The sequence below is a fragment of the Cellulosimicrobium sp. 4261 genome, from assembly GCF_040546915.1.
GTDB lineage: Bacteria > Actinomycetota > Actinomycetes > Actinomycetales > Cellulomonadaceae > Cellulosimicrobium > Cellulosimicrobium cinnabarinum.
This window is the reverse complement of sequence record NZ_JBEPOQ010000010.1, coordinates 1-16,815: the sequence shown is the minus strand read 5'-3', so window position 1 is coordinate 16,815 and position 16,815 is coordinate 1. Positions and strand designations below refer to the sequence as shown.

At 75.4% G+C, this 16,815-nt stretch carries 15 protein-coding genes; 14 read left to right on the top strand and 1 reads right to left on the bottom strand.

All coding sequences use genetic code 11. The annotated features are described in order from the left end of the window. The 13 genes from ABIE39_RS13160 (at window position 1) to ABIE39_RS13100 (ending at window position 13,464) form a co-directional block, all read left to right on the top strand. The gene (locus ABIE39_RS13160; RefSeq protein WP_209827306.1) at window positions 1–777 is read left to right on the top strand and encodes an ABC transporter ATP-binding protein; all 777 of its coding nucleotides are present in this window, start codon (window positions 1–3) and stop codon (window positions 775–777) included. Then, complete coding sequence (locus tag ABIE39_RS13155) at window positions 774–1,553, top strand: ATP-binding cassette domain-containing protein (protein WP_175007985.1); 780 nt, start codon at window positions 774–776, stop codon at window positions 1,551–1,553. Before ABIE39_RS13160 ends, ABIE39_RS13155 begins: the two co-directional genes overlap by 4 nt. Further along, window positions 1,550–2,425 (top strand): branched-chain amino acid ABC transporter permease, encoded by an 876-nt coding sequence (locus ABIE39_RS13150; protein WP_209827304.1) that lies wholly within the window; start codon window positions 1,550–1,552, stop codon window positions 2,423–2,425. Before ABIE39_RS13155 ends, ABIE39_RS13150 begins: the two co-directional genes overlap by 4 nt. Then, window positions 2,422–3,579, top strand: coding sequence for a branched-chain amino acid ABC transporter permease (locus ABIE39_RS13145; RefSeq protein ID WP_083385284.1), 1,158 nt, complete (start codon window positions 2,422–2,424; stop codon window positions 3,577–3,579). Before ABIE39_RS13150 ends, ABIE39_RS13145 begins: the two co-directional genes overlap by 4 nt. Continuing rightward, complete coding sequence (locus ABIE39_RS13140) at window positions 3,576–5,165, top strand: AMP-binding protein (protein WP_175007983.1); 1,590 nt, start codon at window positions 3,576–3,578, stop codon at window positions 5,163–5,165. The genes ABIE39_RS13145 and ABIE39_RS13140 overlap by 4 nt, the downstream gene beginning before the upstream one ends. Then, entirely contained in the window at window positions 5,162–5,860 is a 699-nt protein-coding gene (locus ABIE39_RS13135; protein WP_209827302.1) for a TetR/AcrR family transcriptional regulator, read from the top strand. The genes ABIE39_RS13140 and ABIE39_RS13135 overlap by 4 nt, the downstream gene beginning before the upstream one ends. Then, window positions 5,857–6,633 (top strand): 3-hydroxybutyrate dehydrogenase, encoded by a 777-nt coding sequence (locus ABIE39_RS13130; protein ID WP_175007981.1) that lies wholly within the window; start codon window positions 5,857–5,859, stop codon window positions 6,631–6,633. Before ABIE39_RS13135 ends, ABIE39_RS13130 begins: the two co-directional genes overlap by 4 nt. Beyond that, window positions 6,600–7,691 (top strand): alpha/beta fold hydrolase, encoded by a 1,092-nt coding sequence (locus ABIE39_RS13125; RefSeq protein ID WP_354052092.1) that lies wholly within the window; start codon window positions 6,600–6,602, stop codon window positions 7,689–7,691. The genes ABIE39_RS13130 and ABIE39_RS13125 overlap by 34 nt, the downstream gene beginning before the upstream one ends. Continuing rightward, a complete protein-coding gene (locus ABIE39_RS13120; RefSeq protein WP_175007979.1) occupies window positions 7,688–8,566 on the top strand; it encodes a 3-oxoacid CoA-transferase subunit A in 879 nt (292 codons plus the stop codon). Before ABIE39_RS13125 ends, ABIE39_RS13120 begins: the two co-directional genes overlap by 4 nt. Window positions 8,567–8,569: 3 nt before the next feature. Beyond that, entirely contained in the window at window positions 8,570–9,274 is a 705-nt protein-coding gene (locus ABIE39_RS13115; protein WP_342779533.1) for a CoA transferase subunit B, read from the top strand. Beyond that, window positions 9,271–10,422 carry an alpha/beta fold hydrolase gene (locus ABIE39_RS13110; protein WP_354052090.1) on the top strand — a complete coding sequence of 384 codons (1,152 nt, stop codon included), beginning with the start codon at window positions 9,271–9,273 and terminating at the stop codon, window positions 10,420–10,422. Before ABIE39_RS13115 ends, ABIE39_RS13110 begins: the two co-directional genes overlap by 4 nt. After that, on the top strand, window positions 10,419–11,624 hold the full coding sequence (locus ABIE39_RS13105; RefSeq protein ID WP_354052088.1) for an acetyl-CoA C-acyltransferase: 1,206 nt from the start codon (window positions 10,419–10,421) through the stop codon (window positions 11,622–11,624). Before ABIE39_RS13110 ends, ABIE39_RS13105 begins: the two co-directional genes overlap by 4 nt. A 79-nt stretch (window positions 11,625–11,703) precedes the next feature. Then, a complete protein-coding gene (locus ABIE39_RS13100) occupies window positions 11,704–13,464 on the top strand; it encodes an alpha/beta hydrolase (RefSeq protein ID WP_354052086.1) in 1,761 nt (586 codons plus the stop codon). An 86-nt stretch (window positions 13,465–13,550) separates the two neighbouring features. Here the strand turns inward: ABIE39_RS13100 and ABIE39_RS13095 are convergent, their stop codons facing one another. Beyond that, window positions 13,551–15,044: a helix-turn-helix domain-containing protein gene (locus ABIE39_RS13095; RefSeq protein WP_354052173.1), complete on the bottom strand. Its 1,494-nt coding sequence runs from the start codon at window positions 15,042–15,044 to the stop codon at window positions 13,551–13,553. A gap of 180 nt (window positions 15,045–15,224) precedes the next feature. Here ABIE39_RS13095 and aceA point away from each other — a divergent pair, with 180 nt between their 5' ends. Then, window positions 15,225–16,667 (top strand): isocitrate lyase, encoded by a 1,443-nt coding sequence (gene aceA / locus ABIE39_RS13090; RefSeq protein ID WP_354052084.1) that lies wholly within the window; start codon window positions 15,225–15,227, stop codon window positions 16,665–16,667. Window positions 16,668–16,815: the final 148 nt, after the last annotated feature.

The following is a 16,815-nucleotide window of genomic DNA, read 5'->3' as shown; positions in this document are numbered from 1 at the left end:
GTGGGCGAGCCGCACACCCTCCCCGCGCTCGAGGTCCGCGACCTCGGGCTCCAGATCGGCGGCGCGCGCATCCTGCGGGGCGTGAGCCTCGCCGTCGGGCAGGGCGAGATGCTCGGCGTGATCGGGCCGAACGGCGCGGGCAAGACGACGCTCTTCAACCTGGTCTCGGGGATCCACCGCCCGACGAGCGGGTCGGTGCTCCTCGAGGGCGCGGACGTGACGACCACCTCGGTGGCCGCGCGCGCCCGCGCGGGCCTGGGCCGCACCTTCCAGACGTCGAGCCTGTTCCCGCGCCTGAGCGTCCGGGAGAACGTGCGGCTCGCCGCGCAGGGGCGCCTCGGCGGCGCCCTGTCGGTGCTGCGCTTCCCGCGTCGCGGCGACGCCGCGACGCGGGAGGCGGACCGGCACCTGGAGACCGTCGGGCTCGTGCGCCGCGCCGAGGTCGCCGCGGGCGACCTGTCCCACGGCGACAAGCGCAAGCTCGAGATCGCGGTGCTGCTCGCGACCGAGCCGCGCGTCGTGCTGCTCGACGAGCCCATGGCCGGCGTGTCGTCGGCCGACGTGCCCGGCCTCGTCGAGGTCATCCGCGACCTGCACGCGATCGGCTGCACCGTGCTCATGGTCGAGCACCACATGGACGTGGTCCTGGGGCTCGTGGACCGCGTCGCCGTCATGCACCACGGCGAGCTGCTCGCGTGCGACACCCCCGACGCCGTCATGGCGGACCCGACGGTGCAGAGCGCCTACCTGGGCGTCACGGCAGGAGAAGCAGCATGAGCGGCAGCAGCAGGAGCACCGCCCACCCCGCGAGCGGGAGCGACGTGCCCGTCCTCGAGGTGCGCGGGCTGTCGGCGCGCATCGCGGGCCAGCAGGTCGTCGAGGACGTGACGTTCTCCGTCCCGGCCACGGGCGTCACGGCGGTGCTGGGGCGCAACGGCGTCGGCAAGACGTCCACCCTCAAGGCCGTGCTCGGCCTCATCGAGCGCCGGGGCGAGGTGCTGCTCGCGGGCGAGCGCGTCGACGGCGAGCGCACGGACAGGATCGTGCGCCGGGGCGTCGGGTACGTGCCCGAGGACCGCGAGGTGTTCGCCGGGCTCACCGTCGCGGAGAACCTGCGCCTCGCCGAGCGCGACGCCCAGCCGCGCCGCGAGCTCGTCGCGGAGCTCTTCCCGGACCTCGTGCAGCGCGCCGCCCAGCGCGCGGGCACGCTCTCGGGCGGTCAGCAGCAGATGGTGTCGCTCGCGCGCGCCCTGCTCAACGCCAACCGCCTGCTCCTCGTCGACGAGCCCACCAAGGGCCTCGCACCCCGGATCGTCGGCGAGGTGTCGGACGCGCTCGCGGAGGCCGCCCGCACGGTGCCGATCCTGCTCGTCGAGCAGAACCTCGAGGTCATCGAGCGGCTCGCCGAGCGCGTCGTCGTGATCGACGCGGGCCGCGTCGTGCACACCGGCCCCGCGCGCGAGCTCCTCGACGACCCCGACCGTGTCCAGCAGCTCCTCGGCGTCCACGCCGAGGTCGACCACCACGGAACCGAAGGGGCGGTGGCCCGGTGAGCACGATCGTCCTCCTCCTCGTCACGGGGCTCGGCCTCGGGGCGCTGTACTTCCTCGTCGCGTCCGGCCTGTCGCTCATCTACGGGCTCATGGGCGTCCTCAACTTCGCGCACGGCTCGTTCCTCACGCTCGGTGCCTTCGGCGGCTGGTTCGTCGCGCGCTCGCTCGGCGCGGACTCGTGGGGCGTGTTCGCGCTCTCGCTGCTCGCCGGGGCCGTCGTCGGGGCGGGGGCCGCGGCCCTCACCGAGCTCCTGCTCATCCGCCCGCTCTACGAGCGGCACATCGAGCAGGTGCTCGTCACGGTGGGCCTCTCGCTCGCGTCCGTCGCGCTGTTCGAGGGCATGTGGGGGTCCGACCCCGAGTTCATCTCCGGCCCGGCGTGGCTCAAGGGCACGACCGACCTCGCGGGCGCGCCGGTGCCCAACGACCGGTTCGTCGCGATCGCCGCCGCGGCGCTCGTGCTCGGCGCGATCGTGCTGTTCCTCAAGCGCACCCGCTACGGGCTCATCATCCGGGCGGGCGTCGAGAACCGGTCCATGGTCACCGCGCTCGGCATCGACGTGCGCAAGGCGTTCACGCTCGTCTTCGCCGTCGGCGGCGCCGCCGCGGGGCTCGGCGGGGTCCTCGCCTCGCAGTACTTCGGGTACGTCTCGCCGCACCTGGGCGGGTCGCTGCTCATCTTCGCGTTCATCGTCACCGTCATCGGGGGGCTCGGCTCCCTGACCGGGGCGGCGGTCGCGTCCGTGCTGGTCGCGGTGCTCCAGCAGTTCGCGAACTACTACCTCGGCTACGGCGACCTCCTCGTCGTGCTCCTGCTCGCGCTCGTGCTCCTCGTCCGTCCCACCGGCCTCCTCGGGAGGGCAGCCGCATGACCACCCAGACCGCTCCCCCGGCCCCGGCCGCCCCCGCCGACGACGCACCGCGCGCGGAGAGTGCGGGCCGCCGGACGCCGTCGGGCACGCTGGTCCGCGCGCTCGCGGGCGTCGCGCTCGTCGCGGTGCTCGCGTGCCTCCCGCTGCTCGCGATCCACGTGCCGGGCGTGCTGCCCGGACCGACGTACACGCCCGGCGCGCTCCAGATGATGGCGATGTGCTGGCTCATCGGCGCCCTCGCGCTGAGCTACCACCTGCTGTTCGGCGTCGCGGGCCTGCTGAGCTTCGGGCACGCGCTGTACTTCGCGGCAGGGCTGTACGGGCTCGCGATCGTGCTCGACACGACCGAGATCCCGCTCCTGCCCGCCGCGGCGCTCGTGCTCGTCGGTGGGATCGTGCTCGCGCACGTCGTCGGGGCCATCTCGCTGCGGGTCACGGGCATCTCGTTCGCCATGGTCACCCTCGCGTTCGCCCAGGCGGGCAACGTGCTCGTGCGCCGCAACCCCGGCGGCGCGACCGGCGGCGAGGAGGGCCTCGCGCTCGCGACCCGGAACGTCCCCGACGCGTTCGTGGGCGTGCTCAACACGCGCAACCTCTACTGGCTCGCGCTCGCCGTGCTCGTGGTGGTCTACCTCGTGGTGCTGTGGGTCGAGCGGTCGCGCGCGGGGCACGTCGCGGCGGCGACGCGCGAGAACGAGATGCGCGTGCGCGTCATCGGCGGGCGCCCCTACCTCGTCAAGCTCCTCGTGTTCGTCCTCGCGGCGACGCTCGCGACCGTCGTCGGCATGGCGTACCTGCTGCTCCAGTCGGGGGCCGTGCCGCGCGCGACGTCGGCCGACTTCACGCTCACGCTCCTCGTCATGGTCGTGCTCGGCGGCGTCGGGTCCCGGTGGGGCGCGATCGTCGGCGGCGTCCTCTACACGATCCTCGACCAGCGGCTCGGGACGCTCGCGAGCTCCGCGGCCGTCGCGGACCTGCCGGCCGTGCTGCGCGTGCCGCTCAGCGAGCCGCTGTTCCTGCTCGGGACCCTCTTCATCCTCGTCGTGATGTTCCTGCCCGGCGGCATCGCCGGGGCCGCGTCGCGCCTCGCCGCGCGCCGCCGCCCGCGGGAGGATCGGGAGGAGGCCCGCGAGCGCCTGGAGGAGGTGGCATGACGACGCAGCACCAGGACGCCCAGGACGGCCTGCACACCCTCGGGCGCTGGACGCGCGACCGCGCGCTCGCGACGCCCGACCGCGTCGCCGTCGACGACCGCGGCGTGACCCTGCGCTATCGCGACCTGCACGAGCGCGCGAGCGCCCTGGCGGCGGCGTTCCGCGAGGCGGGCTACGGCGTCGGGGACCGCGTCGCGACCGTCACGGGCAACAGCGCCGACCAGGTCGTGCTGTTCTTCGCGTGCGCGCAGGCCGGGCTGGTGCTCGCGCCGCTGTCGTGGCGGCTGTCGCCCGGCGAGCTCGCCGCCCAGGTCGAGCAGGCCGACCCGGCGCTCGTGCTCGTGGAGCAGGAGTTCTCCGGCCTCGCGGACGCGGCGTTCGACCGGCTCGACCCGCTGCGCCGGCTCGACGCGGAGCGGCTCGGCCGCCCGCCCCGGCGGGCGGAGCTCGGGCGCAGCGGCGTCGAGGCGCACGTCCCGCCGCCGTCGCGGCAGGGTCCCGCGCCGGAGCGCCGGCCCGTGCGCGACGACGACCCGCTGCTCCTCGTGTTCACGTCCGGCACGCAGGGCACGCCCAAGGGCGCGCTGCTCACGCACGCGAACTGCTTCTGGACGAACCTCTCGCTCTCGCGCACGGTCGAGCTGACGAGCCACGACGTCGTGCTGAGCGTGCTGCCGCAGTTCCACGCGGGCGGGTGGAACATCCAGCCGCTGCTCGCGTGGTGGACCGGCGCGACCGTCGTCCTGGAGCGCACGTTCGAGCCCGAGCGCGTGCTGCAGCTCGTCGCCGAGCGTCGTGTCACGACGATGATGGGCGTCCCGACGAACTACCTGCTCCTCGCCGAGCACCCCGGCTTCGCGGACGCCGACCTGTCGTCGCTGCGGCACGCCGTCGTGGGCGGCGCGCCCATGCCGGAGCCGCTGCTGCGCACGTGGCACCGCCGCGGCGTCGCGCTCTCGCAGGGCTACGGGCTCACGGAGGCGGGGCCCAACGTGCTGTGCCTGCCCGACGACCAGGCCCGCGAGCGCAGCGGCTCCGCCGGCACGCCGTACCCGCACGTCGAGGTCGCCGTCGCCGACCCGGTGACCGGACGCCACCTCGACGGGCCCACGGCGGGCGAGCTGCTGGTCCGCGGGCCGGGGGTGTTCGCCGGGTACTTCCGCGACGAGGCCGCCACGGCCGCCGTCCTGCGCGACGGCTGGCTGCGCACCGGCGACCTCGTCGAGCGCGACGCCGACGGGTGCTACCGCGTGGTCGACCGCCTCAAGGACGTCTTCATCGTGGGCGGCGAGAACGTCACGCCGTCGGAGGTGGAGACCGTGCTGCGCCGCCACCCCGCGGTGGCGGACGTCGCGGTGGTGGGCGTCCCCGACGACCGGTGGGGCGAGGTCGGGGCGGCGTTCGTCGTCCCGCGCGCCGGCCACCCCACCGACGCCGAGGAGCTGGAGGCGTTCTGCCGCCGCGAGCTCGCGCACTTCAAGGTCCCGCGCCGCTTCGACCTCGTCCCGTCCCTGCCCCGCACGTCGCTGCACAAGGTGTCGCGCCGCTCGCTCGCCGAGCGCGCGACCGTCCCGGAGGACTCATGAGCACCCAGCCCCGCACCGCCCGCGGCAACCGCACCCGGGCGAAGATCCTCGCCGCGGCCGAGCAGGTGTTCGCCGAGGTCGGGTACCACGACGCGTCGATCGTGAAGATCACCGAGTCCGCGGGCGTCGGGCAGGGCACGTTCTACCTGTACTTCGAGTCGAAGATCGACGTGTTCGACGAGCTCGTCGACGACCTCAACCGCCGCGTGCGGCACGCGATGATCGAGGCGAGCTCGCAGGCGGGCACCCGGCTCGCCGCCGAGCGCGCGGGGTTCGAGGCGTTCTTCCGCTTCACCGCCGAGCACCCGGCGCTCTACCGCATCGTGCGGCAGGCCGAGTTCGTCTCGCCCGGAGCGCTGCGCCGCCACTACGCGCGGATCGTCGAGGGCTACATGACCGGGCTCGACAAGGCGCGCGCGAACGGCGAGGTCGGCCACGACGTCGACCCGGAGGTCGCCGCGTGGGCGCTCATGGGCATCGGCGAGATCGTCGGGATGCGCTGGGTCCTGTGGGGCGGGCGCTGGGACGAGGGCGCCGAGCCGCCGTCGTACGACACCGCGGCCGCCGAGGTCCCCCCGCACGTCTTCGAGCAGACCATGCAGTTCATCGAGCGCGCGCTCGCCGCGCCCCGGCCCGCTTCCTCGGCCGGGAGCGGACCCGCCACCACGACCGACACCGAAGGAGACGCGCGATGACCGTCCCCGCACCGCTCCCCGGCACCGCCCCGACGCTCGCCGGGCGCCGCGCGCTCGTCACGGGCGGCGCGAGCGGCATCGGCGCCGCCTGCGCGCGCGAGCTCGCCGCGCGCGGCGCGCACGTGACCGTCGCGGACGTCGACCCCGACGGCGCGAAGCGCCTCGCGGACGAGCTCGGCGGCGAGGCGTGGGTCGTCGACCTCGCCGACACGCGCGCGCTCGACGACCTGACGCTCGACGTCGACGTGCTCGTCAACAACGCGGGCGTGCAGCGTGTGAGCCCCATCGAGGAGTTCCGACCCGACGACTTCCGGCTGCTGCACGCGATCATGCTCGAGGCGCCGTTCCTGCTGGTCCGGGCTGCGCTCCCGGGCATGTACGCGCGCGGGTTCGGGCGCGTCGTCAACGTCTCGTCCGTGCACGGCCTCGTCGCGTCGCCGTTCAAGTCGGCGTACGTGTCGGCGAAGCACGGCCTGGAGGGCCTGTCCAAGGTGACGGCGCTCGAAGGTGGCCCGCACGGCGTGACGAGCGTGTGCGTCAACCCCGGGTACGTCCGCACGCCGCTCGTCGAGAAGCAGATCGCGGACCAGGCGCGCGTGCACGGCATCCCCGAGTCCGAGGTGCTCGCGACCGTGCTCCTCGCCGAGTCCGCGGTGAAGCGGCTCGTCGAGCCGGAGGAGGTCGCGTCGCTCGTCGGCTGGCTCACCGGCCCGGACGGGTCGATGGTCTCGGGCGCGTCGTGGACGATCGACGGCGGCTGGAGCGCCCGGTGACCGCGGCGACGACCGCGCCGGACGACGTCACCGCCGCCACCCACACCTACGCGACGCTCGACGTCCCCGTCGCGGGCGGGCGGCTGCGTGTCGGCGTGTGGGACCCGGTCGCCCCGCACGCACCCGAGCCCGGCGCCCGGCCCGACGGCGGCGCGCCCCCCGCGCACGACGCCGTCCCGACCGTCCTCGCCGTGCACGGCATCACGGCCTCGCACCGCGCGTGGCCGGCCGTCGTCGCGGCGCTGCCGGGCGTGCGCGTCGTCGCGCCCGACCTGCGGGGGCGCGGCCGCAGCAACGCCCTGCCCGGCCCGTACGGCATGGGCGCGCACGCGGACGACCTGGCGACCGTCCTCGACGCGCTGGGGATCGACCGCGTCGTCGCGCTCGGGCACTCCATGGGCGCGTTCGTGTCCGTCGTGCTCGCGCACCGCCACCCCGGCCGCGTCTCCCGGCTCGTGCTCGTCGACGGCGGCGTCCCGCTCCCGCCCCCGGCGGGCCTGCCGCCGGACGCCGACCACGACGAGGTCCTGCGCGCGCTCCTCGGGCCGGCCGTCGAGCGCCTCGAGCGCACGTTCGCCGACCACGAGGAGTACCGCGGCTTCTGGCGCGCGCACCCCGCCTTCGCGAGCGCGTGGGAGGAGCCGTGGGCCGACGTCGTCGCGGGGTACGTCGACTACGACCTCGTGGGCGAGGCGCCCGCGCTGCGACCGGCGTCGTCCGGCGCGGCGGTCTCCGCCGACTCGCTCGAGCTCTACGAGGGCGGGCCGCTCGCGGACGCGCTCGCGGGCGACCACCCGCTCGACGTGCCGCTCGTGCTGCTGCGCGCGCCGCGCGGCCTGCTCGACGAGCCCGAGGCCCTCTACTCCCCCGAGCACCTCGCCGCGTGGCGCGCGCGGCTGCCGGGGCTGCGCACCCGCGACGTAGCGGGTATCAATCACTACACGATCATCATGAGCCCGCCCGGCGTCGAGGCCGTCGCGGGCGAGACCCTGCGGGCCCTGGCCGCCGTCACGAGCGACGGCACAGGACCGGCGAGTGACGAGGAGGTCACGGCATGAGCCCCACGATCGCGTCCCCACGAGGGACCGGGCTGGACAAGGTGGTCGCGTCCGCGGCCGAGGCCGTCGCGGACGTGCCCGACGGCGCGTCGCTCGCCGTCGGCGGGTTCGGCCTGTGCGGCAACCCGATCGCGCTCATCGAGGCGCTGCTCGCCCAGGGCACGCGCGACCTGTGGGTCGTGAGCAACAACTGCGGCGTCGACGACTGGGGCCTGGGCGTCCTGCTCGGCGCGGGCCGCATCCGCAAGATGACGAGCTCGTACGTCGGGGAGAACAAGGAGTTCGAGCGGCAGTTCCTCTCCGGCGAGCTCGAGCTGGAGCTCACCCCGCAGGGCACGCTCGCGGAGAAGCTGCGCGCCGGGGGCGCGGGCATCGCCGCGTTCTGGACCCGGACGGGCGTCGGCACGCAGGTCGCCGAGGGCGGCCTCCCCCAGCGGTACGACGGCGCGGGCGGCGTCGCGCAGGCGAGCGCGCCCAAGGAGGTGCGCACGTTCGGCGTCGGGCCGCGCGGTCGCGACGGCGCGTTCGCCGACGAGGCCGAGTTCGTGCTCGAGGACGCGATCACCACGGACTTCGCGCTCGTGCACGCCCTGCGCGGCGACCGGCACGGCAACCTCGTGTTCCACCGGTCGGCCCGCAACTTCTCCCCGCTCGCCGCGATGGCGGGCCGCGTGTGCGTCGCGCAGGTCGAGGAGCTCGTCGAGCCCGGCGAGATCGACCCCGACGCCGTGCACCTGCCCGGCGTGTTCGTGCACCGCGTCGTCGAGGTCGGCACCGACGTCCCCAAGCGGATCGAGCGCCGCACCGTGCGGTCGGCCGCCGCCACCGACCGGCCCGCGCCGTCGGGCACCGCGACCAGCGTGAAGGAGGGCTGAGCCGTGCCGCTCACCCGTGACGAGATGGCCGCGCGCGCCGCGCGCGAGCTCCACGACGGCTGGTACGTCAACCTCGGCATCGGCCTGCCGACGCTCGTGCCGAACTACGTGCCGGAGGACAAGCACCTCGTGCTGCAGTCGGAGAACGGGATCCTCGGCGTCGGGCCGTACCCGACCGAGGACGCCGTCGACCCCGACCTCATCAACGCCGGCAAGGAGACCGTCACCGTCCTGCCGGGCGCCGCGTTCTTCGACTCGGCGCTGAGCTTCGGCATGATCCGCGGCGGCAAGATCGACGCCGCGATCCTCGGCGGCATGCAGGTCTCCGAGACGGGCGACCTCGCCAACTGGATGATCCCCGGCAAGATGGTCAAGGGTCCCGGCGGCGCGATGGACCTCGTGCACGGGGCCGCGCGCGTGATCGTGCTCATGGAGCACGTGGCGCGCGACGGGTCGCCCAAGATCCTGCGCTCGTGCTCGCTCCCCCTCACCGGGCGCGGGGTCGTGCACCGCGTCATCACCGACCTCGCCGTCATCGACGTGACGCCCGACGGGCTCGTGCTGCGCGAGACCGCGCCCGGCGTGAGCGTCGACGACGTGCGCGCCGCGACCGAGCCCGACCTCGCCGTCGCGCTCGACGACGCCCCGCTCGACGTCACCGACGCCGGCCCGGGACCGTCCACGCAGGCCGCCGGGACGCCGTCGTGACGCGCGGGGTGCTGCGCCGCGAGGTGCTGCGCCGCGACGTCCCGACCCCGCGCGGGCGCGAGCACGTGCGCGAGGTCGCCGCCGACGGCGCGGCGCGCGCGACGGTCCTGCTCGTGCACGGCAACTGCTCGTCGTCGGCGTTCTTCGACCCGCTGCTGCGCACGCTGCCGAGCGACGTGCGCGGCGTCGCCGTCGACCTCCGGGGGTACGGCGACGCCGAGGTCCGCCCCGTCGACGCGACGCGCGGCGTGCGGGACTTCGCCGACGACGTCGCGGCCGTCCTCGACGCGCTCGACCTCGCGCGCCCGCTCGTCGCCGTCGCGCACTCCGCGGGCGCGGGCGTCGTGCTGCAGCTCGCGACCGACCGGCCCGACCTGTTCGACGCGATCCTGCTCGAGGCGCCCATGTCGCCGTACGGGTTCGGCGGCACGCGCGACGTCGACGGAGCGCCGCTCTCCCCGGACTTCGCGGGCTCGGGCGGCGGGACGGCGAACCCGGCGTTCGTCGCGGCGCTCGCCGCCGGCGACCGCAGCGAGGACGCCGGGTCGCCCCGCGACGTGCTGCGCCGGTTCTACGTCGCCGACCCGGCGTCGCTCGGCGAGCCGCTCGGCGCCCTGGAGGAGCTCCTGCTCGACTCCGTGCTCTCCACGCGCACGGGCGACGACAACTACCCGGGCGACCGGACGGCGTCGGGCACGTGGCCCGGCGTGGCGCCCGGGACGCGCGGGATGAACAACGCGATCAGCGCGCGGTACTGCGACCTGTCCGGCTTCGCGACGTCCGGCGCGACGGCGACCGTGCTGTGGGTGCGCGGCGACGCCGACGCGATCGTCTCGGACACGTCGCTGTTCGACCTCGCGCACCTCGGCGCGCTCGGGGCGGTGCCCGGGTGGCCGGGCGCCGGCACGCACCCGCCCCAGCCGATGGTCGCCCAGACCCGCGCCGTCCTCGACGCCTACGCGGCCGCGGGCGGGCGGTACCGTGAGGAGGTGCGGCCCGGCGTCGGGCACAGCCCCCACCTCGAGGAGCCGGACGTGTTCCTCGGGCTCCTGCTCGGGCTGGTCGACGAGGCCGCCGCACGAGCGGACGCCACACCCCCGGCGTCCGCGCTGACGACGCCGTCCGCACCCCTGGAGGTCCAGCCGTGAGCACCACCACCCCCCACTCCCCTGACGACGTCGTGGTCGTCGCCGCAGCCCGCACGCCCCAGGGGCGGCTCAAGGGCTCGCTCGCCGCGCTCACCGCGGTCGAGCTCGGCGCCGTCGCCGCGCGCGCCGCCATCGAGCGCTCGGGCCTCGGCGCCGACGCCGTCGACGCCGTCGTGCTCGGCCAGGTGCTCCAGGCCGGGGCGGGCCAGAACCCCGCGCGCCAGACGGCCGCCGCCGCGGGCGTGGGCTGGGACGTGCCCGCCGCGACCGTGAACAAGGTGTGCCTCTCGGGGCTCACCGCCGTCATCGACGGGGCCCGGATGATCCGCTCCGGCGAGGCGGAGGTCGTGCTCGTCGGCGGCCAGGAGTCCATGACCAACGCGCCGCACCTGCTCCCCGGGTCGCGCGCCGGGTTCGCGTTCGGCGACGCGACGCTCGTCGACGCCGTCGCGCGGGACGGGCTCACCGACGCGTTCGACCACACCTCCATGGGCGTCTCGACCGAGCGCACCAACGTGGGCGACGTGTTCGTCTCGCGCGCGGAGCAGGACGCCGTCGCGGCGGCCTCGCACCAGCGCGCCGCCGCTGCGGCGAAGGACGGCCTGTTCGACGCCGAGCTCGCCCCCGTGAGCGTCCCCCAGCGCCGGGGCGAGCCGGTCGAGGTGCGCGACGACGAGGGCGTGCGCCCCGACACGACCGTCGAGGGCCTCGCGCGCCTGCGCCCCGCGTTCGACCCCGAGGGCACCATCACCGCGGGCAACGCGTCGCAGATCTCCGACGGCGCGGCCGCGCTCGTCCTCACGACCCGCGCCCGGGCCGAGTCCGCGGGCGCGCCGGTGCTCGCGACCGTGCGGACCTGGGGCCAGGTCGCCGGCCCGGACACGTCCCTGCACTCCCAGCCCGCCCGTGCGATCCAGCAGGCCCTCGACCGGGCCGGGTGGACGGTCGACGACCTCGACCTCGTCGAGATCAACGAGGCCTTCGCGACCGTCGTCGCGGTCTCCACGCGCGTGCTCGGCGTCTCGCCCGACCTCGTCAACGTGCACGGCGGCGGCATCTCGCTCGGCCACCCCATCGGTGCGTCCGGCGCCCGCCTCGCCGTCCACGCGGCGCACGAGCTCGCGCGCCGCGGGGGCGGGCGCGTCGCCGTCGGGCTGTGCGGCGGCGGGGGCCAGGGCGAGGCGCTGCTCCTCGAGGCGTAGGGCTCGCCCTGTCCGGTGGGCCGACGGCGCCCCGACCGTTCGAGGGGACGGTTCGGGGCGCCGCGCCTACGATCGCGACGTGCAGCCCACCACGACGGAGACCCGCGCCCCCGAGCCCGTCGACGAGGAGCGCCCCCGGCACGGCGTGTGGGGGCGGTGGCTCCGGCGGTTCTCCGCGACCGGGCTCGTGGTCGCGCTCGCCTGGTTCTGCCTGTCGTTCACGCCGTCGCTCATCCCGCGCGCCTGGTACTACCAGGCCGTGATCTCGGGTGTCAGCGCCGTCGGCGGGTACGCCGTCGGCGCGCTCGTCGAGTGGTTCGCCGTGAAGGTCGGGCTGCGGATCCGGTGGACCGCGCGCGCGAGCCGGATCGCGTGGTGGGTGCTCGCCGGGGCGACCGTCGTGCTCGTGCCGCTGTCGTTGATCCTCGGGGCGCGACGCCAGATCGAGCTGCGGCACCTGTTCGGCATGTCGGAGGACGTCCCCGGGCGCGAGATCGTCACGCTGCTCGCGGCGCTCGCCGTCGCGCTGCTCGTGCTGCAGGCGGGCCGGGGTCTGCGCCGCGTCGCCCGGTGGCTGAGCGTCCTCGTCGGCAAGGTCGTGCCCGCCCCCGTGGCGCGGTTCGTCAGCGGCGTCGCCGTCGCCGTCGTCGTGGTGCTCCTGTTCAACGGCGTCATCTGGTCCGGCACCCTGAGCGCGCTCAACTCGGTCTACGCGGCGGCGAACGCCGAGATCAGCCCCCGGCTCACGCCCCCGACGCTCCCCGAGCGGTCCGGCTCGCCCGAGTCCCTCGAGTCCTGGGAGTCGCTCGGCGCGGAGGGGCGCAAGTTCGTCGTCTCCGGCCCGACCCTCGACGAGCTGCGCGCGTTCGCGGCGGCGGGCGACGTCGTCGACCCCGCGGCCGTGCGCGAGCCGATCCACGCGTACGCGGGTCTCGACCCCGAGGGCGACCTCGACGCGACCGCGGCCCGCGTCGTCGACGAGCTCGACCGGACGGACGCGTGGGGCCGGTCCGTCCTCGTCGTCGCCACGACGACCGGGACCGGCTGGGTGGACCCCGGGATGATCGAGGCGCTCGAGCTCATGCACGGCGGCGACACCGCGATCGCGAGCATGCAGTACTCGTACCTGCCGAGCTGGATCAGCTTCGTCGGCGATCGCTCGACCCCGCCCGCCGCGGGCAAGGCGCTGTTCGAGGCCGTGTACGCGCGCTGGTCCGACCTGCCCACGGACGACCGCCCGCGCCTGCTCGCGTTCGGCATCTCGCTCGGGTCGTTCGGCATGCAGGGCGCGTTCAGCGGCGTGCAGGACGTCGAGGCGCGGTCCGACGGCGCGATGTTCACCGGGACGCCGGGCTTCACGCCGATGTGGCGCGAGCTCACCGACGCGCGCGACCCCGGTTCGCTCGAGTACGCCCCCGTGGTGGACGACGGCCGCCAGGTCCGCTGGGGCGACCCGGTCGCGACCGGCGTCGCGGACCTCTGGGGCCCCGGCCCGCGCTGGGACGAGCCCCGCGTCGTGTACCTCCAGCACGCGTCCGACGGCGTGACCTGGTGGGGTCCCGAGACGCTGTGGTCCGAGCCCGACTGGCTCCGCGAGCCGCGCGGGCCCGACGTGCTCGGCGACGTGCGCTGGTACCCGTTCGTCACGTTCTGGCAGCTCACGGGCGACCTGTTCGTCGCGGCGGCGTCCGACATCCCGCCGGGCCACGGGCACGTCTACCAGCTCGAGTACGCCGACGGCTTCGCCGCGCTGCACGCGCCCGACGGCTGGAACGACGCCGACACCGCGCGCCTCAAGGACGCGATGGTCGCGCCCGTCGAGGGCGGCTCGATCGGCTGACCGTCGTCCGGCGTCCGCCGTCATGGCGCACGCGGCTCGCGCGGACCGCGCGGGCGGTGGGGACCGCGGGGGCAGGCACGGGCCGGCTAACCCGGCGCGTGGGCCTCGAGGAACGAGAAGACCTCGGTCTGGTCGACGCCAGGGAACGCGCCGGTCGGCATCGCGGCGAGCATCGACGCGTGCGGGCGGGCGCTCGGCCACGCGTGGCCGGCCCAGCGGTCGGCGAGGGCGTCCGGCGGGCGGCGGCAGCACGCGCCGTCGGGGCAGCGGGACACGAGCCGCTCGGTCGTGTCGCGCCCGAGGAACCACTTGACGTGCGCGAACGGGACGCCGACGCTCACGGAGAACTCGCCGTCGGCCGACGCCTGCACGCGCGACGTGCACCAGTAGGTGCCGCTCGGGGTGTCCGTGTACTGGCTGAACGGGCTGAGCCGGTCCTCGACGGCGAACACGGTGCGCGCGGTCCAGCTCCGGCACACGTACTGCCCCTCCACCGCGCCGAGCGGGTCGGCGGGGAAGCGCACGCCGTCGTTCTCGTACGCCTTGTGGATCACCCCGGACTCGTGCACCTTCATGAAGTGCACCGGGATCCCGAGGTGCTTGGACGCGAGGTTGGTGAACCGGTGCGCGGCGGTCTCGTAGGACACCGCGAACGCGTCCCGGAGGTCCTCGATCGAGATCTCGCGCGCGTCCTTCGCGGCGCGCAGGGCCTTGACCGCGTGCCGCTCCGGCAGCAGGAGCGCCGCGGCGAGGTAGTTCGCCTCGACGCGCTGGCGGAGGAACTCGCGGTAGTCGCGCGGCTCCGCGTGCCCGAGCACGTGCGGCGCGAGCGCCTGGAGCAGCGCCGACGTCGCGTTGGACCGCCCGCGCATCCCGTTGCTCGGCAGGTACACGCGGCGGTGGCGCAGGTCGAGCACGGACCGGGTGGAGTGCGGCAGGTCGCCGACGTAGTGCAGCGTGAAGCCGAGGTGGGCGGCGAGGTCGGCCGCGACGCGCTGGGGCATCGGCCCGCCCGCGTGCCCGACGCCGTCGAGCAGCCCGGCCGCCGCGTCCTCGAGCTCAGGGAAGTAGTTGTCCTGCGCGCGCATGGTCGCGCGCAGCTCGGCGTTCGCGCGGCGCGCCTCCTCGGGCGTCGCGGCACGCTCGGTGTGCAGGCGCTGGAGCTCGCGCTCGAGCGCGACGATGGTCTCGAGCGCGTCGGTGGGCAGCGACTTCCCCACCCGCACGGGACGCAGCCCGAGCGCGTCGAAGAGCGGGCCGCGCTGCGCGCGCTCCAGCTCGATCTCGAGCGCGTCCCGGCGCGACGGCGCCTCCGGCGAGAGCAGGTCGTCGAGGCTCGCGCCGAGCGCGCGCGCCACGGCCTGGAGCTGGCCGAACTTCGGCTCGCGCTTGCCGTTCTCGAGGAGGGACACCTGCGACGGCGCACGGCCGATCGCGGCGCCGAGCTCGTCGAGCGTCATGCCGCGCGCGGTGCGCAGGTGCCGGATCCTGCGGCCGATCGTCAGCGCGTCGGGCTCGCTCTCGAGCGGGATTTCCGCATGTTCCGCGATTCCGGCCGGTCGCGTCGTCGGGATAGCCATGACTGAGAGTGACACGCGCCACTCCTTGCGCACAAGAGAAGAACCGCGATTCTTTCGCGTGATAGGGCTTGAGAAGGGCTTGCCGGCGGGAGGAAGGTCGAAGCACGGACCTCGCCGAGGTCCACCGACCGGCCCGGCCGGCCCGCGCCACGCGGGCCGGCGCACCACCAGGAGGCACCCGTGAACAGGCCCACCATCGTCAGCCGCCGCTCCCCGTCCGAGTACGCGGGCGGCGCCCGCCCGCTCGGCGCCGTCGCGACGACGGCGACGGTCACCGGCCCCGGCACCGCCCCGACCCCCGGCGGCACCGCGCGCCCGTCCGCCCGTCCGGGCGACCAGACGCAGAGCGCCGCCGACCTCGCCGAGCAGTGGGCGACCGACCCGCGCTGGGCCGGCCTCCAGCGCGACTACACCGCCGAGGACGTGGTCGCGCTGCGCGGCTCCGTGCGCGAGGAGCACACGCTCGCCCGCCGCGGCGCCGAGACGCTGTGGGACCTCCTCCACACCGAGGAGTGGGTCGCCGCGCTCGGCGCGTTCACCGGCAACCAGGCCGTGCAGCAGGTCCGCGCGGGCCTCAAGGCGATCTACCTGTCCGGGTGGCAGGTCGCGGCCGACGCCAACCTGTCCGGCCAGACCTACCCCGACCAGTCGCTCTACCCCGCCAACTCCGTGCCCGCCGTCGTGCGTCGCATCAACAACGCGCTCCTGCGCGCGGACCAGATCGAGGCGGCCGAGCGCGCGGGGTCGGACGGGCAGGGGCCCGACCGCGACTGGCTCGCGCCGATCGTCGCCGACGCCGAGGCCGGCTTCGGCGGTCCGCTCAACGCCTACGAGCTCATGCACTCGATGATCGCCGCCGGTGCGGCGGGCGTGCACTGGGAGGACCAGCTCGCGTCCGAGAAGAAGTGCGGCCACCTCGGCGGCAAGGTGCTCGTGCCGACGAGCCAGCACATCCGCACGCTCAACGCCGCGCGTCTCGCGGCCGACGTCGCGGGCGTGCCGTCGATCGTCATCGCCCGCACGGACGCGCTCGCCGCGGACCTCCTCACGTCCGACGTCGACGAGCGCGACCAGCCGTTCCTCACCGGCGAGCGCACGTCCGAGGGCTTCTACCGGGTGCGCCCCGGCTTCGACGCGGTCGTCGCGCGCGGCCTCGCGTACGCACCGTACTCCGACCTCATCTGGGTCGAGACGGGCGAGCCCGACCTCGAGCTCGCGCGGACGTTCGCCGAGGCGATCCACGCGCAGCACCCGGGCAAGAAGCTCGCCTACAACTGCTCGCCGTCGTTCAACTGGAAGAAGCACCTCGACGACGCCCAGATCGCGAGCTTCCAGAAGGAGCTCGCCGCGATGGGCTACGCGTTCCAGTTCATCACGCTGGCCGGCTTCCACGCCGTCTCGCACTCCATGTTCGAGCTCGCGCGCGGGTACAACGAGCGCGCGATGTCCGCCTACGTCGAGCTGCAGGAGGCCGAGTTCGCCTCCGAGGCCGACGGCTACACCGCCACCCGTCACCAGCGGGAGGTCGGCACCGGCTACTTCGACCGGGTCGCCACGGCTCTCAACCCCGACGCCGCCACCCTCGCGCTCGCCGGGTCCACCGAGACCGCCCAGTTCCACTAAGCCCTCCTCGCGAGGTAGAGGAGCGGTCCCGGGGGGGGGGGGGGGGGGGGGGGGGCCCCCCCGGCGCACCGGGGGCCCCCCCCCCCCCCGCCCGGGCCCGGCGCCGCCCACCCGCCCCACCCCGGGGGGGCCGCCCCAGCCCCCCCGC